Annotated in this window: 18 protein-coding genes; 8 read left to right on the top strand and 10 right to left on the bottom strand. The window is 71.5% G+C overall.

Annotated features, from left to right (window positions below; translation table 11 throughout):
* Positions 1-89 precede the first annotated feature (89 nt).
* Positions 90-1,208 carry a hypothetical protein gene (locus ACIF9R_RS02255; protein ID WP_399973110.1) on the top strand — a complete coding sequence of 373 codons (1,119 nt, stop codon included), beginning with the start codon at positions 90-92 and terminating at the stop codon, positions 1,206-1,208.
* 120 nt (positions 1,209-1,328) lie between these two features.
* Here ACIF9R_RS02255 and ACIF9R_RS02250 read toward each other — a convergent pair whose 3' ends face one another.
* The 3 genes from ACIF9R_RS02250 to ACIF9R_RS02240 all read right to left on the bottom strand — a co-directional run bounded on the left by ACIF9R_RS02250 (position 1,329) and on the right by ACIF9R_RS02240 (position 6,834).
* Complete coding sequence (locus tag ACIF9R_RS02250) at positions 1,329-4,586, bottom strand: S8 family peptidase (RefSeq protein ID WP_399973960.1); 3,258 nt, start codon at positions 4,584-4,586, stop codon at positions 1,329-1,331.
* Between the two features lie 404 nt (positions 4,587-4,990).
* A complete protein-coding gene (locus tag ACIF9R_RS02245; protein ID WP_399973107.1) occupies positions 4,991-6,241 on the bottom strand; it encodes an Ig-like domain-containing protein in 1,251 nt (416 codons plus the stop codon).
* Between the two features lie 236 nt (positions 6,242-6,477).
* Positions 6,478-6,834: a hypothetical protein gene (locus ACIF9R_RS02240; protein WP_399973104.1), complete on the bottom strand. Its 357-nt coding sequence runs from the start codon at positions 6,832-6,834 to the stop codon at positions 6,478-6,480.
* Between the two features lie 109 nt (positions 6,835-6,943).
* Here ACIF9R_RS02240 and ACIF9R_RS02235 point away from each other — a divergent pair, with 109 nt between their 5' ends.
* Positions 6,944-7,273, top strand: a complete 330-nt coding sequence (locus ACIF9R_RS02235; protein WP_399973102.1) for an LPXTG cell wall anchor domain-containing protein — start codon at positions 6,944-6,946, stop codon at positions 7,271-7,273.
* A 55-nt stretch (positions 7,274-7,328) separates the two neighbouring features.
* Here the strand turns inward: ACIF9R_RS02235 and hutH are convergent, their stop codons facing one another.
* From hutH to ACIF9R_RS02220, 3 genes are all read right to left on the bottom strand, one after another.
* Positions 7,329-8,867: a histidine ammonia-lyase gene (hutH, locus tag ACIF9R_RS02230; RefSeq protein WP_399973958.1), complete on the bottom strand. Its 1,539-nt coding sequence runs from the start codon at positions 8,865-8,867 to the stop codon at positions 7,329-7,331.
* Between the two features lie 75 nt (positions 8,868-8,942).
* Positions 8,943-10,091 carry a diguanylate cyclase domain-containing protein gene (locus ACIF9R_RS02225; RefSeq protein ID WP_399973099.1) on the bottom strand — a complete coding sequence of 383 codons (1,149 nt, stop codon included), beginning with the start codon at positions 10,089-10,091 and terminating at the stop codon, positions 8,943-8,945.
* Positions 10,092-10,157: 66 nt separating this feature from the next.
* Positions 10,158-10,958, bottom strand: a complete 801-nt coding sequence (locus ACIF9R_RS02220) for an enoyl-CoA hydratase/isomerase family protein (protein ID WP_399973096.1) — start codon at positions 10,956-10,958, stop codon at positions 10,158-10,160.
* Positions 10,959-11,155: 197 nt separating this feature from the next.
* Here ACIF9R_RS02220 and ACIF9R_RS02215 point away from each other — a divergent pair, with 197 nt between their 5' ends.
* Positions 11,156-11,758 carry a hypothetical protein gene (locus ACIF9R_RS02215; protein WP_399973093.1) on the top strand — a complete coding sequence of 201 codons (603 nt, stop codon included), beginning with the start codon at positions 11,156-11,158 and terminating at the stop codon, positions 11,756-11,758.
* Between the two features lie 9 nt (positions 11,759-11,767).
* Here the strand turns inward: ACIF9R_RS02215 and ACIF9R_RS02210 are convergent, their stop codons facing one another.
* Both ACIF9R_RS02210 and ACIF9R_RS02205 read right to left on the bottom strand, forming a co-directional pair.
* On the bottom strand, positions 11,768-12,886 hold the full coding sequence (locus ACIF9R_RS02210; protein ID WP_399973092.1) for an adenylate/guanylate cyclase domain-containing protein: 1,119 nt from the start codon (positions 12,884-12,886) through the stop codon (positions 11,768-11,770).
* Positions 12,887-13,489: 603 nt separating this feature from the next.
* Positions 13,490-14,374, bottom strand: coding sequence for a biotin--[acetyl-CoA-carboxylase] ligase (locus ACIF9R_RS02205; protein WP_399973089.1), 885 nt, complete (start codon positions 14,372-14,374; stop codon positions 13,490-13,492).
* A 110-nt stretch (positions 14,375-14,484) separates the two neighbouring features.
* Between ACIF9R_RS02205 and ACIF9R_RS02200 the strand changes: the two genes are divergently transcribed.
* The 4 genes from ACIF9R_RS02200 (at position 14,485) to ACIF9R_RS02185 (ending at position 17,200) form a co-directional block, all read left to right on the top strand.
* Positions 14,485-16,074 (top strand): acyl-CoA carboxylase subunit beta, encoded by a 1,590-nt coding sequence (locus ACIF9R_RS02200; RefSeq protein WP_399973087.1) that lies wholly within the window; start codon positions 14,485-14,487, stop codon positions 16,072-16,074.
* 9 nt (positions 16,075-16,083) lie between these two features.
* Positions 16,084-16,293, top strand: coding sequence for an acyl-CoA carboxylase epsilon subunit (locus ACIF9R_RS02195; RefSeq protein WP_399973084.1), 210 nt, complete (start codon positions 16,084-16,086; stop codon positions 16,291-16,293).
* A gap of 111 nt (positions 16,294-16,404) precedes the next feature.
* Positions 16,405-16,533 (top strand): morphogenic membrane protein MmpB, encoded by a 129-nt coding sequence (gene mmpB / locus ACIF9R_RS02190; RefSeq protein ID WP_399973081.1) that lies wholly within the window; start codon positions 16,405-16,407, stop codon positions 16,531-16,533.
* 43 nt (positions 16,534-16,576) lie between these two features.
* Entirely contained in the window at positions 16,577-17,200 is a 624-nt protein-coding gene (locus ACIF9R_RS02185; RefSeq protein WP_399973078.1) for a Maf family protein, read from the top strand.
* Here the strand turns inward: ACIF9R_RS02185 and ACIF9R_RS02180 are convergent.
* Positions 17,169-17,747, bottom strand: coding sequence for a hypothetical protein (locus ACIF9R_RS02180; protein ID WP_399973075.1), 579 nt, complete (start codon positions 17,745-17,747; stop codon positions 17,169-17,171). The two genes, ACIF9R_RS02185 and ACIF9R_RS02180, sit on opposite strands and share 32 nt — an antisense overlap.
* Positions 17,748-18,111: 364 nt before the next feature.
* On the opposite strand from ACIF9R_RS02180, the gene ACIF9R_RS02175 reads away from it, so the two are divergent.
* Entirely contained in the window at positions 18,112-19,884 is a 1,773-nt protein-coding gene (locus ACIF9R_RS02175) for an acetyl/propionyl/methylcrotonyl-CoA carboxylase subunit alpha (RefSeq protein WP_399973073.1), read from the top strand.
* A 797-nt stretch (positions 19,885-20,681) separates the two neighbouring features.
* Here ACIF9R_RS02175 and ACIF9R_RS02170 read toward each other — a convergent pair.
* Complete coding sequence (locus tag ACIF9R_RS02170) at positions 20,682-21,620, bottom strand: DeoR/GlpR family DNA-binding transcription regulator (protein ID WP_399973955.1); 939 nt, start codon at positions 21,618-21,620, stop codon at positions 20,682-20,684.
* Positions 21,621-21,761 lie beyond the last annotated feature (141 nt).

Raw genomic sequence — 21,761 nt, 5'->3', positions numbered from 1 at the left:
GGACCCGGGACAGCGGCGGGAGCCGGGGTTTTCCACAGGATCGGGCACCGGGTTGGCCAATTGCCGACGCGGTCTGGTTCGCTGGTGACATGGAGATTCTCTGGGTCCTGATCGCGCTCGTCATGTTCGGCTTCGTGCTGTTGCCGTTCCTCAGGCGCCGGCGCGGTGCGGTGGGCCTGGTCCCGCCCGGCCATCCGGACGCCGCGGACCCGGCGAACTACGGCTTCGCCCTGGAGGAGGAGCTGGACATCCGTATGCCCGGCCCCGACCAGGACCTGCTGGACGTGCTGGACCTGGTGCAGCGCACCCAGGACTACCGCGCGGCGCGGCAGCTGCTGGCCGGCACGGCCGCGGAGGGTGAGCTGCGCTGGCAGCGCGTCCAGGCCTTCGCGGGCGCGGCCTCGCTGGAGCTGGCCCAGCGGCCCGGCGGCGAGGGCGAGGCGCCGGGCGGACAGTGGCTGCGGGTGTGGCGGACCGAGGCGCCCAAGGACGCCGGGGGCGCCGCGGTGCACGCGGAGTTCCTGGTGCAGCAGGCGTGGCGTACGGCGGCGCCCGGGTCGGACGAGTTCCGGATCATCATGGAGGAGGCGAAGGCGGCGTGCGGCCAGGCGGCGCTGCTGGCTCCGGGTGACCCGGTGCCGTACATCGTGGAGCTCTCGGTGGCCCGCGGCCTCGGCTACTCCCAGCCGGAGTTCGAGCAGGTCTGGCTGAAGATCCTGGACCGCGCCCCGGCCCACATGGGCGCGCATCTGGCCGCGCTGCACTACTGGTGCGAGAAGTGGCACGGTTCGCGGCAGCAGGCGTACGCCTTCGCGGAGGCCGCGGCGGCGCGGGCGCCGCAGGGCTCCCTGCTCGCCGCCATGCCGCTCTTCGCGGTGTTCGAGCATCTTCCCGAGGTGAACCTGGTCGCCGGCTTCTATCAGAGCGAGGTCGTCGGCAAGGCGGTGCACGGCGCGCTGCACGCGGTGCACTCGGCCCGTCCCGACGACCCGATGACGGCGCACGTGCGGCATCTGCTGGTCTTCTTCCTGGTCCGCGGGGAGCGCTGGGCGGAGGCCATGAGCCAGCTCATACACATCGACGGCCACGTGGGCGCCCTCCCCTGGACCCTGTCCCCCGACCCCGCCGCCGAGTTCGCGGTCTACCGCGCCCTGGCGGTCGCCGGCTACGAGGCGAACGGCGGCAGCCCGGCGACCCTGCCGCACTGACCCCTCCGCGCAGGCCCGTCGGCGCCTCCTGCCCCCACCTGCTGACGGCGGGAGGGGCCCGCACACCGGAACGGCCCGCCGGAAGGAATCCTTCCGGCGGGCCGTCCAGGTGAGCGGCGTCTACTTGCCGTAGTACGCGTTGTAGATCGAGACCGTCGACTTGTTGCCCTTCTTGTCGGCGATCTTGGCGTGGAAGGAGACGGCCTTCCCCTTCGCCGGGTTCTTGAAGGTGATCTTCCCCTTCTTGACCGTGATCTTCTTCCAGGTCTTGCCGTGGTTGTAGGACACGTACACCGACAGGGACTTGAGGTTCTTGCCCTTGGCGGCGCCCTGCACGGAGACCGGGACGGTGACCTTCTTGCCGGCCTTCGCCTTGCCGTCAAGACCCGTGACCGCGTGGAAGCGGGCCGTGGAGGCGGGCAGCTGCTTGAAGCCGGAGGTCTTCTTGGAGCGGAAGGACCAGCTCGCGTCGATCCGCGTGGACACCGCGGCGACCTTGGCGCTGCGCTTGACCGAGGTGGTCAGCCGGTACGCGGCGTCACCGGACGGGACCTTGAACTCTCCCTCGCCGAGCAGCGGATCGCGGTTCGAGCCGACCTTCTTGCCGTTGCGGTAGAGGGTGGTGCTGACCGAGGTGAACTCCGACAGGCCGGCGTGGCCCTTGCCGTCGGCGAACAGCGGGATCACCCCGGAGATGGTGTTGCCGTCCCGGTGGAGTCCGTCGCCGGAGGTGAAGGCCGGACCGAAGACGGCCGTGTTCACCGTCTCCTTGTAGGTCCTGCCGGCCTTGTAGCCCTTCTCGGAGCCGATGAGGTACCAGGCGTCGCTGACCGGCCAGCCCTCCGCGTCGACACCGCCCAGCTGGGAGAAGTTGAGATCCCACTTCGCCCCGCCCACGGCGGACAGATGCAGCGTGCGGGTGCCGGGCAGGGTCTGCGGCCGGCCGACTCCGAAGGCGCCGTTGCTGCCGGGGAGCATGCCGAAGGCGTTGACGACTCCCTTCTTGCCGCTCGCCGGCTCGCCCATGGTGACGTTCACCTTGGCGAACTCGCCCGTCTTGAAGTGCCGGGTGTAGCCGGTACCGAGCCGCTTCACCTTGCCGCCGACGAGGGTGTCGTACTGATCCTTGGCGCCCTGGCTGAAGTGGGCGTCCCACTGCTGGTACAGCGAGCCGTCGGTGATCTGCGGCCCGAGGTGCTGGGTGCGGAAGTTGGCGTACGAATCCAGCCACCAGCCGAAGGACATGGCGCTGTCCGCCGTCTCCACCGTGTAGTCGGCCGAGGCGAACTCCGGCTTGGCCGACTTGGCGGGGACGGTGATGTTCACCGGCTTGGCCTTGCGGGCGTCCAGCGTGATCGTCGTGTTCCTGGTGACGTCGAGCTTCGGCTGGGCGATCCAGTCGGCGCCCTCGAACTTCTCCGGGTCGGAGCCGACCATGACCGCGGTGTCCAGGATGTACGTACCCTTGACCGCTCGGAAGGTGACGGTGCCGTCGGCGTCGTAGGGCTGGTACCACTGGTCGGCGCCCAGACCGGACATGCCGGCCAGGTGGGCGACGTAGTCGGCGGTCGGCTTGCCCGCGCGGTCGAGGAACTTCAGCGTCACGTCGTACGACTCGGCCTCACGGTCCACCGCGGCCGCCGTGCGCACGGTCTGCCCGCCGCCTGTCGCGACCACGTACGCCGAGTACGCGCCGTCGAGTGTGCCGCCGAGCCGGGTGTCGACGGTGAGGTCCACGGAGGCCGTGCCGCCCGCCGGAACCGTGACCGTCGTGGCGCCCAGGGTGAAGAAGCCGGCCGGGGCCGCCTTGCCCTTCGGGCCGGTGGCGGTCGACGTCAGCTTCAGCGTGACGTCCTCGGTGCCGAGGTTGCGGTACGTCACCTGCCGGGTCTCGGGCTTGTCGTCGGTGTGCGGCCACTGCTGGACGCCGAAGCTCAGTGACACCGGTTCGGCGATCACGGTCTGCTTGATGGCCTTGTCGACCTGGATCCGGCCCGAACCCTGCTCGAACGGCGTGTACTTCCCGCCCTTGGTGGAACCGGTGAGCGCGCCCTTCAGTTCCGCGGAGGTCCAGTCGGGGTGCTGCTGCTTCAGGATCGCCGCCGCGCCCGCGACATGCGGGGTCGCCATCGACGTGCCGGAGATGGTCAGGTAGCCGGCCGGCTTCTCGCCGACCTCCTTGGCGATCTCGCTGCCCTTCGCCGAGGCGGCCGTGATGTCCACGCCGGGAGCGGTGACGTCCGGCTTGATGGCGCTGTCGCCCACGCGGGGGCCGGTGGAGGAGAACTCGGCGAGCCGGTCCTTGTCGTCGACGGCGCCGACGGTGAGGGCGGCGTCCGCGCTGCCGGGCGAACCGACCGACTGCGGGCCCTCGTTGCCGGCGGCGATGGCGAAGAGGATGCCCTTCTCGGCGGAGAGCTTGTTGACCGCCGCCTCCAGCGGGTCGATCTCGGGCGTGTCCACGCCGCCCAGGCTCAGGTTGACGACGTCGGCGCCCTGAGCGGCCGCCCACTCCATGCCGGCCAGGATGCCGGAGTCGTCACCGAAGCCGGAGTCGTCGAGGACCTTGCCGTTGAGGACGGTGGCGCCGGGCGCGACGCCCTTGTACGTGCCCTTGGACCGGGCGCCGGTACCCGCCGCGATGGACGCGACATGGGTGCCGTGGCCGAACTTGTCACCGGCGGTGGGCGCGGAGGTGAAGTTTTTGGACGCGGTCACCTGGCCCTTGAGGTCCGGGTGGGTGGCGTCGACGCCGGTGTCCAGGACGGCGATCTTGACGCCCTTGCCGTCGTAACCCGCCGCCCAGGCCTGCGGGGTGCCGATCTGCGCCACGGACGTGTCGAGGGACGCCGTGCGGACCCCGTCGAGCCAGATGTGGGCGACACCGGAGGCGGTCCTGTCCCCGTTGGTGACGGCGTCCCACAGCTCGGAGGCGTCCTCGTGCGGAGTCTGTACGGCGTCCGCGTTCAGGGACGTCAGGGTGCGGCGGACCGTGCCCGCGTCACGGACCTCGGCCTTGGCGTTCGCCGCGCCGCCCCGGTAGCCGACGATGACCTTCAGGCCGCGCTTCTGCGAGCCGCGCACCGTGGACTTGTTCAACTCGGTGATGTCGAAGAGCCGCTGGTCCAGCTTGCCGCTCGCGACCAGCCGGGCCGCGTCCACCGGCAGCACGAGAGTGTGGCCGTCGACCTTGCGGACCTGGACGGGTATGTGTTCCCGTCCCTTCGCCCGCTCCAGCCCGACGACACGGCCCTTGGCGTCCACCGCGACCCGGTCACCGGTGATCAGGGTGATGTGGTGCCTGGCCTTCGGCGCGGACGCCGCCAGGGCCGAACCGGCGGCCGTGCTCTCCCCGTTCGCCGATGCCGGGCCGGCCATGCCCGCGGCGAGCGCCACGGTGGTCGCCGTGGCGATCGTGGCCGCGTACGCCCTCTTCACTTGTCTGCGCAAGGTTCCCCCCAGCGAGGTAACCGGGTGAGCAGGAATCACCCGGCCGGGGGTGGTCTCGTACGCATGCGCGCACTCCCCCGGTTCACGCAGTATGCCGAGCGATGATCACGGGGCTCAACCACTACGGGGAGGGTTCCGAAGTCGCCGGGCGACTGTAACCCCACCGCCGGAACTCCGTTACACAATCGCGCGGTTGGCTTCTCAACCCCCCTTGTCCCGGCCCGCCCGCGCACGGGAGCGGCGGGAACGGCCGATGCCCCCGTCCGCTCCCGGAGGAGGGGACGAGGGCATCGTTCACGTGGGGTGGGTTCGCTCCGTGTCCGGAGGGGGCGTCAGACCGCCGAGCCCGCCTTCCACTGCTCCCAGCTCATGTTCCAGCCGTTGAGGCCGTTGTCCGGGGCGATGGTCTTGTCACCGGTGTTCTGGACGACGACCACGTCACCGATGATCGAGTTGTCGTAGAACCAGGACCCGGGCGTGTTCGGGTCGCCCGCGCCCTTGGCGTCGGCCAGGCCGACGCAGCCGTGGCTGGTGTTGACGCTGCCGAAGATGGACTTCGCGCCCCAGTAGTTGCCGTGGATGAAGGTGCCGGAGGTGCTCAGACGCATGGCGTGCGGCACGTCCTTGATGTCGTACTCGCCCTTGCCGTCGTCGTCGGTGAAGCCGACCGTCGCGCCGTTCATCCGGGTCTCCTTGAACTTCTCGGAGATCACCATCTGACCCTCGTACGTCTTGTTGTCGGGCGCGCCGGCGGAGATCGGGATGGTGCGCACGGTCTTGCCGTTCTGCGTGACCTTCATCTGCTTGGTCTCGGCGTCGACGTAGGAGACCTGGTTACGGCCGATCTTGAAGCTGACCGACTTCTGCTGGACGCCGAAGACCCCGTCGGCGCCCTCGACCCCGTCGAGCGCCAGCTTCAGGGTGACCGTGGAGTTCTCCTGCCAGTACTTGTCGGGCCGGCAGTCCATGCGGTTGGCGTTGAACCAGTGGCAGGCGACTTCCTGGCCACTGCTGGTGGAGACGGTGATGCCCTTCTGGACGGCGGCCTTGTTGGTGATCGCCTTGTCGAAGTTGATCGACACGGGCATGCCGACGCCGACCGTGGTGCCGTCGTCCGGGGTGAAGTTGCCGATGAAGCTGTTGGCCTGGGAGACCGTGGTGAACGATGCGTTCTCGTGGGCGGCGCGGCCCTCGGAGTCCTCGGCGGTGGCCGTCAGCTTGTAGCTGGTGGCGCGCTCCAGCTGGGCGCTCGGCTTCCAGCTCTTCTTGTCGGCCGATATCTCACCCGCGACGGCGGTGCCGTCGGAGGTGGTCATCTTCACCTCGGTCAGCGTGCCCTTGCTCACGGTCACGGCCGCGGAGTTGTTGATGGAGGCGTTGGTGGAGCCGTCCTTCGGCGTGATCTTGATCTGCGCCTCGGAGGACTTCTTCGCCGCCGCCTCGTCGACCTGGGCCTGCGAGGTGTCCTTGCCGTCGCCGCCCGAGCCGTCGTCGCCCCCGCCGGAACAAGCCGAAAGCACAAGCACTCCGCCGAGCAGAGCGGACGCGGCCGCCAGACGCCTGCGCCGCTTACCGTCCGTCATCACACGCTTCTCCATCGTTGCCGAATCCCAACCCCACGGGTCCCCGGCGCGAAGCCGAGGGGCCCGTCCACAATCTTCAACGCTACGACCGGCTGATCCGGTTCCCCATGGCCCGCGAGTGTGGGGCTCACCACGTCCGCCGGAGCGAACGGTGAGGACGGCGGTCACTGCTCTCCATGAGACGTCGTGATCCCGGCGGTGGTTGCCGCGCGGGGTCACGATTTCCCCAAGTCGGGTCAGCCGGTCCGGCCCGCCCCGTCCTCCTCGTCGCAGAACGCGTCGCCATCTTCCTCGTCGAGGTCCCACTCCGGCGAGTCCGGGTCGTAGTCGATCCGCTCGCCGCTCCAGGAGGCCTGCCGGAGTTCGACTCCCGGAACCTCACCCACCAGGCCGAGCGGATCCACCAACTGCGCGAGGGCCTCCGCGGTGTCCTCCGCCGCGGCGCTCTCCGCGTGTGCCCGCTCCTCGGCCGGCATGCCGGCGTCGTCCGCGATCCTGCGCAGCGCGGCCCCGGTGACCGCCTTCTCGTCGGCGACTTCGAGGACGAGCTCCACGCGAAGCCGGACAAACCGTGATGTCTCTGCAGTACTCATGTCCGGAGCGTACGGCTACCGGCTCCCGTGACTTTCCTGTGACCCGCGCCTTTCATTACCATCGCACCACACGGCCAATTCGCCAGCGCCACAAGGGGATCGATATTCCGTGTCATCCGCGCTCCGTCCGTTGCTGACCGCCACCGCCGCGGGCACCCTCCTGTGCGCCCTGTGGTTCGTTCCCTCCGCCAACGCATCGCCGGACACACCGGCGGGGGACCTGCCGTCGGCGGATCCGTCTCCGCAGGTCACCGAGCAGGCGAGAGTCGTGTCCGGCACCACGTCGGCCTCGCTGGACACCGCCGGCCAGGACGTCCGTCTCGCGGACACCGGCAGTTTCGACAGCACCCCGTACATCATCGGCGGTACGGCCAGCCTCGCCCTCGGCGCCGGCTTCGTCGTCTATTCGATACGCCGCGAGCGGCTGGAGTTCTACTAGAACCCGGGCCCCGCCGGGGCTCCGCGGCGGTGCTGCCCGCGAGGCCCGGCCTGGTTCAGCGCAGCGGCCCGGTGACCGTCTCCGCGGCTGCGACCAGCCGCCCGTCACGCACGAACGCCTCCGCCGCCGCGAGATCCGGCGCCAGATACCGGTCCGGTCCCGGGCCGCCCACACCCGCCTCCCGTACGGCGTCGACGACCGCCCGGGTGGCCGGAGCCGGCGTCAGCCCCTCCCGCAGTTCCACGGCCCTGGCGGCGGCGTACAGTTCCACGGCGAGGACCCGGGTGAGGTTGTCGACGGCCGTCCGCAGTTTGCGCGCCGCCGACCAGCCCATGGAGACATGGTCCTCCTGCATCGCGGAGGACGGGATCGAGTCGGCCGACGCGGGCACGGCGAGCCGCTTCAACTCGCTGACCAGGGCGGCCTGCGTGTACTGAGCGATCATCAGTCCCGAGTCCACACCGGGGTCGTCGGCGAGGAACGGCGGCAGTCCGTGGCTGCGGTTCTTGTCCAGCAGCCGGTCGGTGCGGCGCTCGGCGATGGAGGCCAGGTCGGCGACGGCGACGGCGAGGAAGTCCAGCACATAGGCGACCGGCGCCCCATGGAAATTGCCGTTGGACTCCACCCTTCCGTCCGCCAGGACCACCGGATTGTCCACGGTGGCGGCGAGTTCGCGCTCCGCGACCAGCCGGGCGTGCGCCAGGGTGTCCCGTCCGGCGCCGGCGACCTGCGGGGCGCAGCGCACGGAGTAGGCGTCCTGGACCCGGGGGGCGTCGTCCTGGTGATGCCCGGTCAGTCCCGAATCCTTCAGTACGGCGAGCATGTTGGCGGCGCTGTCGGCCTGTCCCGGGTGCGGGCGGATGGCGTGCAGCTCGGGAGCGAGCACCTTGTCGGTACCGAGCAGGGCCTCCAGACTCAGCGCCGCCGTGACGTCGGCGGACCTGTAGAGCAGGTCCAGGTCGGCGAGGGCCATGACCAGCATGCCGAGCATGCCGTCGGTGCCGTTGAGCAGGGCGAGCCCTTCCTTCTCGCGCAGTTCGACGGGCCTGATGCCGTGTTCGGCGAGGAGTTCACCGGCCGGCCGCACGGCCTCGTCGGGACCCTCCGCCTCCCCCTCACCCATGAGCGTGAGAGCGCAATGGGAGAGCGGGGCCAGGTCACCGGAGCAGCCGAGGGAGCCGTACTCGTGGACGACCGGGGTGATCCCCGCGTTCAGCACGTCAGCCATGGTCCGCGCGACCTCCGGCCGGACGCCGGTGCGTCCGGAACAGACGGTCTTCAGCCGCAGGAACATCAGCGCCCGGACGACCTCCCGCTCCACGCGCGGCCCCATGCCGGCGGCGTGCGAGCGGACGATGTTGCGCTGCAGCCGGGCGCGCAGTTCCGGGCTGATGTGCCGGGTCGCCAGGGCGCCGAAGCCGGTGCTCACCCCGTACACGGGTTCCGGCTTGGCCGCCAGGGCGTCCACGATCTCGCGGGACGCGGCGAGGGCGGCCACCGCCTCCGCGGACAGTTCGACCCGGGCACCGCCGCGCGCCACGGCGAGCACATCGGACGCGGTCACACCCGACGTCCCCACCACCACAGTGTGCATATCCATATTCAGGAGCGTACGCAGTGAATTCCACGATGTCACCCCTGGAGGTGACCCGCACCCCTTACCCGCACGCTACGGCGCATGCCGCCCCCGGAACCGGCGCCGCTCCCCGTCCGGCGCCCGCGACGGCTCGTCCGCGAGCCGCACGACGGGGTCGTCCCGCCCCTCCCGCCCCGCGACCACCGGATGAGCCGCCCGCTCCGCCTTGGCCCGGTACTGCGCGGCGTCCGCCAGCCGGAACAGCCGCCGGGCGGAGTGCACCGGTCCGACGGGGTCCCCGGTGGACGCCACCCCGCAGGCGACACCGTCCCCGATCCTCAGCTCCACGGCTCGCCGGCACACCTCGTCGGCGGTCTTGACCACCTCGTCGGCGGACGGCCCCACCGCCAGCAGACAGAACTCGTCCCCGCCGAGCCGCGCCGCCAGGGCGCCGGGCAGCATCGCCCCGCACAGCGACAGCACGGTCCCGAACCGCTCCAGCAGCCGGTCGCCCACGGCGTGTCCCAGCGTGTCGTTGACCCGCTTCAGCCCGTTCAGATCGCACACCACCAGGCTGACGACGGCGCCGTCCCGCCGGTGCCGCTCCACCGCCTCGTCGAGCCGGGCGTCCACGGCACGCCGGTTGGCCAGCCCGGTCAGCGCGTCCGTGAAGGCCAGCCGCCGGGCCTCCTCCAGCCGCTCGGTCTGCGCGATCCCCGCCGCCACCACGGCCGCGAGGACGGTCGCGAAGTCGGCGTCACCCGGCCCGAAGACGGGCACACCGGCCGGCCGGGCCACGTACAGCTCGCCCCACGCCCGCCCGTGCAGCACGATCGGTGCGACCACACAGCACCCGCGCCCTCGCCGTCTGAGCGCGGCCACCCGCTGATGGCAGTACTCCGCCGGTCCCGACGGCGGCCCCTCGGCGGTCTCCACCCAGGCGTCGGGCTCGCCGCCACCCGCCCACCGCTCATGCAGGAACTCGGTGATCTCGGCGAACTGATGCACCGGATAGGACTCGTCCTCAGGAAATTCCTCCTCCCCCTCGGCCAGCTCCCCCACGTTCACCAGCACCCTCAGCCGGCCGAGCTCCCGCTCCCACACCGACAGCGCGGCAAAGCTCCCGCCCAGTGCCCGGCAGGCCCCATCGGCCGCGGCCCGCCAGGCCTCTCGCGAAGTGTGCGCGGCGGCCATGCCCTGAGCCAGCGCCACCACGGCCGCCAGCCGGCTCTCCTCACCCATGCCCCCAGACTAGGGAGATTCCCGGCGAACCGGGACATCGAGCAAGCGGAACGAGAGCCCGCGCGGCTACTCCCCGGGCCACTCCGGCCTGCGCTTTTCATTGAAGGCGGCCACCCCCTCCGCCCGGTCCCCGGAGAACGCCACGGACCGCCAGGCGGCATCCTCCACCTCGAGTCCGGCGGACAGATCCAGCCCGTGCCCGAGCCGCAGCGCCCGCTTGGCCGCCCGCAGCCCCACCGGCGAGTTCGCGGCGATCCGGGACGCCATGGCCAGCGCCTCCTCCCGGTCCCGTCCCTCGTCCACCAGCCGGTCCACCAACCCCAGCTCCCGGGCCTCGGCGGCCTCCACCCGTCGCGCCGTGAAGATCAACTCTGCGGCCCGCGCCGCGCCCACTCTGCGCGGCAGCAACTGCGTACCACCCCCGCCCGGAATCACCCCGACGGACACCTCGGGCAGCCCCATGACGGCCGTGCGGTCGGCCACGATCACATCGCACGACAGGGCCAGCTCGAAGCCACCCCCCAGCGCGAACCCGTGCACGGCCGCCACCGCGGGCACCGGCAGCTCCAGCACCCCGGTGTACGCACCGCGCGCCACGGGCCGCTGGCGCACCAGGTCGGCGTCACTGAAGGAATTGCGCTCCTTCAGATCGGCCCCCACACAGAACGCCCGCTCGTGCGACGAGGTCAGCACCACCGCCCGTACGTCGCGGTCCGCGCCGAGCGCCGTACAGGCCCCGGCGATCGACCGGGCCATCTCCGTCGACACCGCGTTCATGGCCTTGGGGCGGTCGAGGACGAGCTCCGCGACATGCCCCCGCTCATGCCGGCGCACCAGCACGAACTCCCCGAACCGTTCCTCACTCATGACGCCCTCCGGTTAACGCAGGTTAACTTTTCGCTCGTCCCGATCATCGCAGCCCCCGCCCGCCCGCAAAAGGGCGCACGCCCGGTTCCCTTGTCACCCCCCGCCCACCCGTTCGAGTGACATGCCGCCGACTCCGGCCCCACCCCGCACCGGAACGCATAGCGTGCGCACACCGCGGCGCGGCAGGGGAGGGAACGATGACACCGAAGAGACCACCGGCACCACGCACCGCCGAGCCGCCCGCCGGCCCCCTGTCCCGCCTGCGGGGCCGGCACCGCAAGCCCCGCCCCCGCAAGGCCCTGCTGGCGGCGAGTGGCCTGGCCCTGGCCGCGGGCGCCGTCACCCTGGTCCGCCTGGCCTCCGCCCCTGACGGCATCGAAGCGGAAGCGGCCCCCCGCTCGGCCCCACCCACCGAAACCGACGCACCCGCCGACGCACCCCGTCCGGCCACCCCCACCCCGGCCGCACCGTCCCCGAAGGCCGGCCCGTCCTCCCCCGAGGTCCTGGGCAGCAAGAACTCGACTCCCGTCCTCCCGCCCGGCGCGCCCTCCCGGCCCCGGGAACGGATCCCCACGCCCCTTCCGGAAACGGCGGACCCGCCGGCACCCACACCCCCGAAGAACGACGAACCGTCCCCTCCTCCCGGCCCCTCGCCCGTCCCCGAGGAACCGCCCCCGCACCGGCCCGACGGACCGGGCGCCCCCGCCCCCGAACCGGATCCCGCCCTCGACCCCGATCCCGACCCCGGACTGTGCATACCGATCATCGGCCTGTGCGTGGGCGGCGGAGAGCCGCACTGACCGGAGGAACTAGGAAGAGGGGTAGGCGGAGGGCGCCTCGCTCCGCCGGGTGAGCAGCCAGGGCTCCACCACGCCGAGCCCGCGCACCGGCCGCTGCCACATCGGCTGGAGCGCGAACCGGTACACCGGCGGCTCCTCCCCCTCCTTCTCCGCCGCGGCGACCTCCTCGGCGGCCGCGGCCTCGGAGGCGGGCGCGTCACCGGTACGGATCAGCTCCTCGGCGAACGCGGCGTCGACGAGGACGGCGTCACGGGGAGCTATGGAGGTGAGCCGGGAAGCCAGATTCACGGTCGTACCGAACACGTCACCCATCCGGGTGGTCACCGTGCCGAACGCCATGCCGACCCGCAGCTCCGGCATCGTCTCGTCGTTCGACATGGTCTCGATCAGCCGCAACGCGATCTCCGCGGCGGTCCCCGCGTCGTCGGCGGCGTAGAGCACCTCGTCGCCCAGCGTCTTGATGAGCCGCCCACCGCGAGCGGCGACCAGATCGGCGGCGGTGGTCTCGAAGGCCTCGACGAGCTCGCCGAGCTCCTCTTCCTCCATGCGCCGGGTCAGCCGCGTGAATCCCACGAGATCCGCGAAGGCCACGGCCAGCCGCCGGTCGACCATCTCCTCGTCGTCGGCGCCCTGCACCACGCGTCCGGCGGAGGCGGCGAGCTGTCGGCGCCAGACGTAGACCAGGAACTCCTCCAGCTCGGGCAGGAGCAGCTCGACGATCGGATACGTCACCTCGGTACGCGTCATCCCCGGCTCGGGCGGCTCGGTCAGCCCTTCCAGGAACGAATCGATCTGCCATTCGGCCAGCCGGGCGGTGGTCTGCCCGGTGGAACGCGCCACCTGCACCGCCATGGCCTCGCTGAGCAGGCCCGCCTCCACCAGACCGGCGAGGCGACGCAGCGCGAGCACGTCGGCCTCCGTGAGGGCCTTGGCCTGTCCGACGTCGGCGAAGCCCATGGCCCGCCAGAAGCGCGTGGCCAGCTCCATGGTGACGCCGGCACTGCGGGCCGCCTGAAACGGTGTGTAGCGGCGCTCGGCGCCCAGAATGAGCTGCTCGAGACGCAGAGCGAGCGGATCCTCGCCGGCGCCCTGCGCGTCCGCACCGGAACCCGAGTCGTCGACGGTCACGCGTTGCTGCCCTTCCGATCTGCCACGGCCATGTCTCGACCGGCCTCAACTCTACGGCAGGTGTGCGCCAGCTCACTCCGTTCGGTTGGGCCGGGTGTGCGGGTGATCGTCGGTTGCCTGGTCTGCGCCGTTGCTGCTGGGCGGGGGTGTCTGCGCAGCCGGCGCTTGCGGGGTGCCTCCCCCACTCGCAGCACGGCTCGCCCGCGGAGGGCGGAGCGGGCGGGGGATGGCTCGCCCGCGGAGGGCGGAGGTAGGGCGCGCTGTCCGTGGGAGCGGCGGGCCCGTGGTTGTTGAGGGTGGGCGGCAGGCGGGTACAGGGGCCGTACACGGGGGATGACCGGCAGGCGCGTATGGCGGTCGGCACACATTGGCCGAGGCGGGGCGCGGACGCGAACGGCGGGAAGGGGACGGGGCGGGGGTGCCCGCCCGCAGCGGCCGGCGCGTCCGCGCCGCTCACTTCTCGAACCACCGATTCCGCGCCGGACCGAGGACGGGTACCCCCGACCCGGCCCCGACCCACCCACCACCCGTGGGCGCTACACCCGCCCCCACCGAATGGACACCGGCGCCGCAGGCATACGACCCGAAAGCCCAGCGGAGCGATCAGCGCAGGTGGATGATGTCCCCCGCGCCCACCGGCTCCTGCAGACCCGACTCCGTGGCCAGGACCAACCGGCCGTCACCGTCCACCGCGACCGCCTCCCCCACCAGCGCCCGATCCCCCGGCAGCTCCGCCCGCACCCTCCGCCCGAGCGTCGCGCATCCCGCCGCGTACGTCTCCTGCAGACCGCACGCCCCCGCGTCACCACCCGCGCCCCGCCAGCGCCCGTACCACTCCTCCAGCGCCCGCAGCACCCCCCGCAACAGCGGATCCCGGTCCGTGGTGACCGCACCCGCCAACGCCAGCGACCCCGCCGTCGGCACCGGCAGCTCCTCGGCCCGCAGGCTCACATTGATCCCGACGCCGATCACCACCGCATCGTCCCCGGCGCGCTCCGCCAGGATCCCGCCGGCCTTGCGCTCCTCGCCGTCCACCGTCACCAGCAGATCGTTCGGCCACTTCAACGCCGTGTCGACGCCCCCGGCCCGCGACAGTCCCGTCGCGACCGCGACACCGGTGAGCAACGGCAGCCAGCCCCACCGCGCCACCGGCACCTCGGCGGGCCGCAGCAGCACGGAGAAGAACAACCCCGACCGGGCCGGCGCCGTCCACCGCCGGTCGAGCCGCCCCCGCGCCGCGGTCTGCTCCTCGGCGACGAGGACGGCCCCCTCCGCCACCTTCCCCTCAACCGCCCGGCTCACCAGGTCGGAGTTGGTGGAGCCGGTGCTCCGCACCACCTCCACCTCCCGCCACAACGCCCCCTCCCGCACCAGGCCCCGACGCAGCGCGGCGGCGTTGAGAGGCGGCCGGTCCAGATCGGACCACGGGCTGGACGACGGGCTGGACCTCCGGCCGGGAGCGGATTCGGAGTCATCTCGGGACATCATGCAACCCACACTAGGTGTGGGAAACACCGCACTGCCGAACGGAGGGCCCCCCACTACTCTACGGATGAGTAACCGTCCCCCCTTTTGAGCAGGCAGGGAGCCGCATCCCGATGTCCGAGCCGGAAGAGCAGCAGCCCGACATTCACACGACCGCGGGCAAGCTCGCGGATCTGACGCGTCGTATCGAAGAGGCGACGCACGCCGGCTCCGCACGCGCCGTCGAGAAGCAGCACGCCAAGGGCAAGCTGACGGCACGTGAACGGATCGACCTCCTGCTCGACGAGGGTTCCTTCGTCGAACTGGACGAGTTCGCCCGGCACCGCTCCACCAACTTCGGCCTCGACGCCAACCGCCCCTACGGCGACGGCGTCGTCACCGGCTACGGCACCGTCGACGGCCGTCCCGTCGCCGTCTTCTCCCAGGACTTCACCGTCTTCGGCGGCGCCCTCGGCGAGGTCTACGGCCAGAAGATCGTCAAGGTCATGGACTTCGCGCTGAAGACCGGCTGCCCGGTCATCGGCATCAACGACTCCGGCGGCGCCCGCATCCAGGAAGGCGTCGCCTCCCTCGGCGCCTACGGCGAGATCTTCCGCCGCAACACCCACGCCTCCGGCGTCATCCCCCAGATCAGCCTGATCGTCGGCCCGTGTGCCGGAGGCGCGGTGTACTCCCCCGCGATCACCGACTTCACGATCATGGTCGACCAGACGTCCCACATGTTCATCACCGGCCCCGACGTCATCAAGACGGTCACCGGCGAGGACGTCGGCTTCGAGGAACTCGGCGGAGCCCGCACCCACAACACCGCCTCGGGCGTGGCCCACCACATGGCCGGCGACGAGAAGGACGCGATCGAGTACGTCAAGCAGCTCCTGTCGTACCTGCCGTCGAACAACCTCTCCGAGCCCCCGGCGTTCCCGGAGGAGGCGGACCTGACGGTCACCGACGAGGACCGCGAGCTGGACACGCTCGTCCCGGACTCGGCGAACCAGCCCTACGACATGCACACGGTGATCGAGCACATCCTCGACGACGCCGAGTTCTTCGAGACCCAGCCCTTGTTCGCCCCCAACATCCTCACCGGCTACGGCCGCGTCGAGGGCCGCCCCGTCGGCATCGTCGCCAACCAGCCGATGCAGTTCGCCGGCTGCCTGGACATCACCGCCTCCGAGAAGGCGGCCCGCTTCGTCCGCACCTGCGACGCCTTCAACATCCCGGTCATCACCTTCGTCGACGTCCCCGGCTTCCTGCCCGGCGTCGACCAGGAACACGACGGCATCATCCGCCGCGGCGCCAAACTCATCTACGCCTACGCCGAAGCGACCGTCCCCCTGATCACCGTCATCACCCGCAAGGCCTTCGGCGGCGCCTACGACGTCATGGGCTCCAAACACCTCGGCGCCGACCTCAACCTTGCCTGGCCCACCGCCCAGATCGCCGTCATGGGCGCGCAAGGAGCCGTCAACATCCTCCACCGCCGCACCATCACCGACGCCGAGGACCCCGACGAGACCCGCGCCCGGCTGATCCGCGCCTACGAAGACGCCCTCCTCAACCCCTACATCGCCGCCGAACGCGGTTACATCGACGCCGTCATCTCACCCTCCGACACCCGCCGCCACATCGTCCGCGGACTGCGCCACCTGCGCACCAAACGCGAGACCCTGCCTCCCAAGAAGCACGGCAACATCCCCCTGTAAGGAGACGCTGTGATCAAGGTCGTACGGGGCAACCCCACCCCGGAGGAGCTGGCCGCCGCACTGGCGGTGGTCCGGGCCCGCGCCGCGGCGGCGTCCGTCGTGCCGTCCGGCGCGCCCACACCTCGTGATTCCTGGTCCGACCCGTCCCGCATCGCCGCCCACCGCCTGCCCCCTCCGGGTCCGGCGTCGTGGTCGCGCACGTACTGGCCGGGCTCGTAGCAGCAGCGGGCCGCACCGCCGGGTGCGGCCCGCGCCCCTCCCGTCCCCTCTCCACCAAGTTGAGTACGCGTACTCAGGCGCCTTCTCCCGGCTCGGCGCGACGCTGGAGGCATGCTGTGGTCGGACCCCGAGAACGAGCCGCCGAAGGAACTGCGGGACACGCAGGTCATGTTGCGGCGGCTGGGCGTTCTCATGGCGCTGGCCATGGTGCTCGCCATGCTCGTGATCGGCGTGCGGTGAGGCATCCCGGGCGGCGGCGACGACGCGTCGATACGCTGACCGCATGACAGCTCACGACCCCCGCCGCCGCCTCGTACTCGCCTCCCGGTCCCCCGCCCGGCTCGGACTGCTCCGCCAGGCCGGACTGGCCCCCGAGGTGATCGTCAGCGGGGTCGACGAGGACGCCGTCACCGCCCCCGCCCCCTCCGAACTCGCGCTCGCCCTGGCCGAGGCCAAGGCTTCCGTCGTCGCCGCGAAGCCCGAGGTCAAGGGTGCGCTGGTGATCGGCTGCGACTCCGTGCTGGAGCTGGACGGTCAGGCCCTCGGCAAGCCCGCGGACGCCGAGGAGGCCACCGCGCGGTGGAAGGCCATGCGGGGTCGCGCGGGCACCCTCCAGACCGGCCACTGCGTCTACGACACCCTCAGCGGCCGGTACGCCTCCGCCACCGCCTCCACCGTCGTCCGCTTCGGTGACCCCACGGACGAGGAGATCGCCGCCTACGTCGCCTCCGGCGAACCGCTCCACGTCGCCGGGGCCTTCACCCTGGACGGCCGCTCGGCACCGTTCATCGACGGCATCGACGGCGACCACGGCAATGTGATCGGCATCAGCCTGCCCCTGGTACGCCGTCTGCTGGCCCGGCTGGGCGTCGGCATCACGGAGCTGTGGGCGCCGCCGGAGGAGTGACAGGGGCGCCGCCGGTGCTCCCTGAGCCGCCGTCCTTGCCGGTGGCGTCCGTACCGCCGGCGCCGTCCGCACCGCCGCCGATACCGTCCGTTCCTCCGGCACCTCCGGCACCTCCGGCGCCGCCCTCAGGGGCGGTGCCGGCGGACGCGTCGCCCGCGCGGCCGTCGTACGTCATCAGGAGCAGCACGATCAGCCCGAGTACGACCACCATGAACACGAACGCGGGCCGGCCGACCAGGCCCCACACGCCCGCGCCCAGCAGCCCGTGCACCACCGCGGCGCTGATCAGCAGCACCCTGCCGAATCCCGTCGGCGCCCGGTCGCGCAGCGCGACCAGCAGGGCCACCAGCCCGCACAGCGCGAAGTAGAGCCCGAAGACGACCCCGCCGATCTTCGAGGACAGCGACATCATGTGCGGGTCGAGACCCGCCAGCGACATGTCCTGCCGGTCGACGACGACGCTCAGGATCCAGTTCAGCGCCGCGACGCCGAGCGCCTCCACGAACAGCACGAGCGCCACGACCCACGCCACCGGTCTGCGCACCACCGGTCCCCACCCACTTTCGAGCACGACTGTGGTTGCCCCGAGTATGTTCGGGCCGACGCGAAGGCTACTAACCGGTAAACCTCGGTACAAGGGTTCTGCGGAAGGCAAAGAATCATTGAGCCATTCGTAGGAACTCCACAAAGAAACAGAGTGGGCCGCAGCACCCCCTTACAGAGACCTTGACCACACGGGGCGGCTAGGGTTTCCCGGAGGAGTCCTGCGTACCGTTGTGCGACAAGGGATTTCGCGGGTCGAGCAAGCCGCGCATCACGCTCCGTGTGGGCAAGCTCACCACTGGGGACGGGTCGTAGTGCCGTGTCGGCAGTCCCTAAACTCGGCTTGTTTCAAGGAGGGAGCCTCAATCGTGCGCAAGGTGCTCATCGCCAACCGTGGCGAAATCGCTGTCCGCGTTGCCCGGGCCTGCCGGGATGCCGGAATCGCGAGCGTTGCCGTATACGCCGACCCGGACCGGGACGCTCTGCATGTCCGCGCCGCGGATGAGGCGTTCGCCCTGGGCGGTGACACTCCGGCCACCAGTTACCTCGACATGGACAAGGTGCTGAAGGCCGCTCGGGAGTCGGGTGCGGACGCCATCCACCCCGGATACGGCTTCCTCTCCGAGAACGCCGAGTTCGCCCAGGCCGTGCTGGACGCGGACCTGATCTGGATCGGCCCGCCGCCGCAGGCCATCCGCGACCTCGGGGACAAGGTCGCCGCCCGGCACATCGCCCAGCGTGCGGGGGCCCCGCTGGTCGCGGGTACACCCGATCCGGTGAGCGGCGCGGAGGAGGTCGTCGCCTTCGCCGAGCAGCACGGGCTGCCGATCGCCATCAAGGCCGCGTTCGGTGGCGGCGGGCGTGGGCTGAAGGTCGCCCGGACCCTGGAGGAAGTGCCGGAGCTGTACGACTCGGCCGTGCGTGAGGCCGTTGCCGCGTTCGGGCGGGGCGAGTGCTTCGTCGAGCGCTACCTCGACAAGCCGCGGCACGTGGAGACGCAGTGCCTGGCGGACCGTCACGGCAACGTGGTCGTCGTGTCGACACGCGACTGCTCGCTGCAGCGCCGGCACCAGAAGCTGGTCGAGGAGGCTCCGGCGCCGTTCCTGTCCGACGCGCAGGTCGCCGAGCTGTACTCGGCGTCGAAGGCCATCCTCAAGGAGGCCGGTTACGTCGGTGCGGGCACCGTGGAGTTCCTGGTCGGTGTCGACGGGACGATCTCTTTCCTCGAGGTCAACACGCGTCTGCAGGTGGAGCACCCGGTGACCGAGGAGGTCGCCGGTATCGACCTGGTGCGGGAGATGTTCCGCATCGCGGACGGTGAGGAGCTCGGGTACGGCGACCCGGAGCTGCGGGGCCACTCCTTCGAGTTCCGTATCAACGGTGAGGACCCGGGCCGCAACTTCCTGCCCGCTCCCGGCACGGTCACGACCTTCGCCGCGCCGTCGGGGCCCGGTGTGCGGCTGGACGCGGGTGTCGAGTCCGGCTCGGTCATCGGACCGGCGTGGGACTCGCTGCTGGCCAAGCTGATCGTCACCGGGCGTACCCGCAAGGAAGCGCTGGAGCGTGCCGCCCGTGCGCTGGAGGAGTTCCAGGTCGAGGGCATGGCCACGGCGATCCCGTTCCACCGCGCGGTGGTGCGGGACCCGGCGTTCGCGCCCGAACTCACCGGTTCGGCCGATCCCTTCACCGTGCACACCCGGTGGATCGAGACGGAGTTCGTCAACGAGATCAAGCCGTTCGCCACCGCGGTGGACGCGGAGGTGGACGAGGACGCGGGCCGCGAGACGGTGGTCGTCGAGGTCGGCGGGAAGCGGCTGGAGGTCTCGCTCCCGGCGTCGCTGGGGATGTCCCTGGCCCGTACGGGTCTGGCGGCGGGCGCCAAGCCGAAGCGTCGGGCGGCGAAGAAGTCCGGGCCGGTGGCCTCGGGCGACACGCTCGCCTCTCCGATGCAGGGCACGATCGTCAAGATCGCGGTGGAGGAGGGCCAGGAGGTGAAGGAGGGCGACCTGGTCGTCGTCCTGGAGGCCATGAAGATGGAGCAGCCCATCAACGCGCACCGGTCGGGCACGGTCAAGGGCCTGAGCGCGGAGGTGGGCGCGTCGGTGACGTCCGGCGCGGCGATCTGCGAGATCAAGGACTGAGCCCTGCGGGTCTGTGGCGGCCGTGGTGCCGCAGGTGCACGTTCGAGTAACGGTTGTCGGTCGTATGCCTCGAGCCCTGGCGGGTCTGGGGCGGCCGTGGTGCCGCAGGTGCACGTTCGAGTGACGGTTGTCGGTCGCATGCCTTGAGCCCTGCGGGTCCGTGGCGGGCTGTAGCCGCAGGTGTGCGTTCGAGTGACGGTTGTCGGTCGTATGCCTGCGGCGCCGCTGTCCCTGCGGTGGGGGCGGGTGTAGCGCCCACGGGTGGTGGGTGGGTCGGGGCCGGGTCGGGGGTACCCGTCCTCGGTCCGGCGCGGAATCGGCAGTTCGAGAAGTGAGCGGCGCGGACGCGCCGGCCGCTGCGGGCGGGCACCCCCGCCCCGTCCCCTTCCCGCCGTCCGCGCCCGCGCCCCGCCTCGGCCATGCGTGCCGACCGCCCCGCGTGTACGGCCCCTGTACCCACCTGCCGCCCGGCCCTCAACACCACAGGCCCACCACTCCCGCGAACAGCGCGCCACGCCTCCGCCCTCCGCGGGCGATCCATGCCGCGCCCCGCCGCTCCCGCGGCCAGCCGCCCCGCGGCCCTCCGCCCTCCGCGGGCAGTCGTGCCGCTGGGGCGGCACGGGTGGGCGCGACGGCACCCCGCAAGCGCCGGGCTGCGCAGACACCCCCCGCCCAGCACCAACACCGGGCACCCTCGCCGGTGCAGCAAGCAGCAACCCACACGCCGGGGCCGCCGGGGCCCAGCCCCGTCATCACCCCGGCCCCGCAGCACGCGTCACCGCCAGCGCAGCGCCCCCTCACCGCCTCCGAAGATCCGCCACCCGCGCCGCACGCTCGGCCCCTTGCCCCGGCCCCTGCTCCGCCGCCGCGCCCAGCGCCACGGCCGCACGCAGTCCTGCGGGCCCCTGCCGGCGAGGACCGGGAAGCGGCACTTCCCGGCGCTGGCGGGCCGACGGCGGCCCGTCACCCCCCGCGCCCGCGGTACCCCCCGGCGCCCCGGCCACAGCGATCTGCACACCCTGATCCGCGAGCGCCTGAAGCTCGGTCGCCGCACGATCGTCGTGCGCGGGTGGCTCATCCGTCACCAGGCGGGTGATCAGATCCGTCGGCACGGTCTGGAACATCGTGTCGGTACCGAGTTTCGTGTGGTCCGCGAGGACCACCACCTCCGCCGCGGCCTGCACCAGCGCCCGGTCGACGGACGCCGACAGCATGTTGGTCGTGGACAGCCCGCGCTCGGCGGTCAGGCCGCTTCCGGAGAGGAAGGCCCTCGACACCCTCAGCCCTTGCAGGGACTGCTCGGCCCCGCTGCCGACGAGGGCGTAGTTCGAACCGCGGAGCGTACCGCCGGTCATCACCACCTCCACCCGGTTGGCATGGGCCAGCGCCTGGGCGACCAGCAGCGAGTTGGTGACGACCGTCAGCCCGGGCACCCGGGCGAGCCGGCGGGCCAGCTCCTGTGTGGTGGTACCCGCGCCGACCACAATGGCCTCGCCCTCTTCCACGAGGTTCGCGGCGAGGTCGGCGATGGCGGTCTTCTCGGCGGTCGCGAGATGGGATTTCTGCGGAAAACCGGACTCTCGCGTGAAACCGCCCGGAAGTACCGCACCGCCGTGCCGGCGGTCGAGGAGTCCTTCTGCCTCCAGCGCGCGCACGTCCCGCCGTACGGTCACTTCGGAGGTCTGGACGACGCGGGCGAGCTCACGGAGCGACACGGCCCCGTTCGCTCGCACCATTTCGAGGATCAATTGGCGACGTTCTGCAGCGAACACGAAACTGACAGTAACGCCGACGACCGTCTGCTTTCAGCAGTTTGCGCTGAATAGCAGAAGTTGTTCGCACGGCCCCACACCAAGTGATATAGGGCGCGTGCGTCG

This window comes from Streptomyces sp. NPDC086080, from assembly GCF_044540255.1.
In the GTDB taxonomy this organism is placed as follows: Bacteria; Actinomycetota; Actinomycetes; order Streptomycetales; family Streptomycetaceae; genus Streptomyces.
Note: the sequence above shows the minus strand (reverse complement) of the source record. Positions and strands in the feature narration are given on the sequence as shown.

Bases quoted from the DNA above. Each gene is read 5' to 3' on its own strand.
- mmpB (WP_399973081.1), top strand. From the start codon at position 16,405: ATGCTGTGGTCGGACCCCGAGAACGAGCCGCCGAAGGAACTGCGGGAC.
- hutH (WP_399973958.1), bottom strand. From the start codon at position 8,867: ATGCACACTGTGGTGGTGGGGACGTCGGGTGTGACCGCGTCCGATGTG.
- ACIF9R_RS02255 (WP_399973110.1), top strand. From the start codon at position 90: ATGGAGATTCTCTGGGTCCTGATCGCGCTCGTCATGTTCGGCTTCGTG.
- ACIF9R_RS02205 (WP_399973089.1), bottom strand. From the start codon at position 14,374: ATGATGTCCCGAGATGACTCCGAATCCGCTCCCGGCCGGAGGTCCAGC.
- ACIF9R_RS02220 (WP_399973096.1), bottom strand. From the start codon at position 10,958: ATGAGTGAGGAACGGTTCGGGGAGTTCGTGCTGGTGCGCCGGCATGAG.
- ACIF9R_RS02245 (WP_399973107.1), bottom strand. From the start codon at position 6,241: ATGACGGACGGTAAGCGGCGCAGGCGTCTGGCGGCCGCGTCCGCTCTG.
- ACIF9R_RS02170 (WP_399973955.1), bottom strand. From the start codon at position 21,620: ATGGTGCGAGCGAACGGGGCCGTGTCGCTCCGTGAGCTCGCCCGCGTC.
- ACIF9R_RS02215 (WP_399973093.1), top strand. From the start codon at position 11,156: ATGACACCGAAGAGACCACCGGCACCACGCACCGCCGAGCCGCCCGCC.
- ACIF9R_RS02200 (WP_399973087.1), top strand. From the start codon at position 14,485: ATGTCCGAGCCGGAAGAGCAGCAGCCCGACATTCACACGACCGCGGGC.
- ACIF9R_RS02185 (WP_399973078.1), top strand. From the start codon at position 16,577: ATGACAGCTCACGACCCCCGCCGCCGCCTCGTACTCGCCTCCCGGTCC.
- ACIF9R_RS02250 (WP_399973960.1), bottom strand. From the start codon at position 4,586: ATGGCCGGCCCGGCATCGGCGAACGGGGAGAGCACGGCCGCCGGTTCG.
- ACIF9R_RS02225 (WP_399973099.1), bottom strand. From the start codon at position 10,091: ATGGGTGAGGAGAGCCGGCTGGCGGCCGTGGTGGCGCTGGCTCAGGGC.
- ACIF9R_RS02240 (WP_399973104.1), bottom strand. From the start codon at position 6,834: ATGAGTACTGCAGAGACATCACGGTTTGTCCGGCTTCGCGTGGAGCTC.